Annotated in this window: 1 protein-coding gene; it reads right to left on the bottom strand. The window is 44.4% G+C overall.

From position 1 onward, the window contains the following. The coding region (locus tag HA45_RS23415) for a DUF2188 domain-containing protein (RefSeq protein WP_143808518.1) at nucleotides 1–133 on the bottom strand (133 nt) is incomplete at its 3' end. Between the last annotated feature and the right edge of the window lie 227 nt (nucleotides 134–360).

Genomic DNA, 360 nt, shown 5'->3' with positions numbered 1-360 from the left:
GATTTCGTGCGATGGCCCTCGCCGCATCAATGGCTTGCTTTTGCGTGTCATGTACAGATGTCGCTTTAACGTTACCTTCACCTTTAACTGCCCACTCGCCATTATGAGGTACTACGTGTTGGTTCTTACCCATTTTACAGCCCTCTGGTATTGTGAGGTTTCATTTTAACCTAACGAAGCGGCCACTGGTACTATATGTAGTGTATTTTGATAAAATATTAACTACATATACTCAACCGTCACCACTTCACATAACACGTTAGTACCGTGCCATTGATCCCGGTAAATCGAGGTATCAATCCCACAACCTGCCTCAAGTACATAACCCGTCTGCCCTGCAAACTTACTGTACTTGGTTGA

It is taken from the genome of Pantoea rodasii, assembly GCF_002095465.1.
GTDB lineage: Bacteria > Pseudomonadota > Gammaproteobacteria > Enterobacterales > Enterobacteriaceae > Pantoea > Pantoea rodasii.
This window is presented reverse-complemented; position numbering and strand designations above follow the sequence as displayed.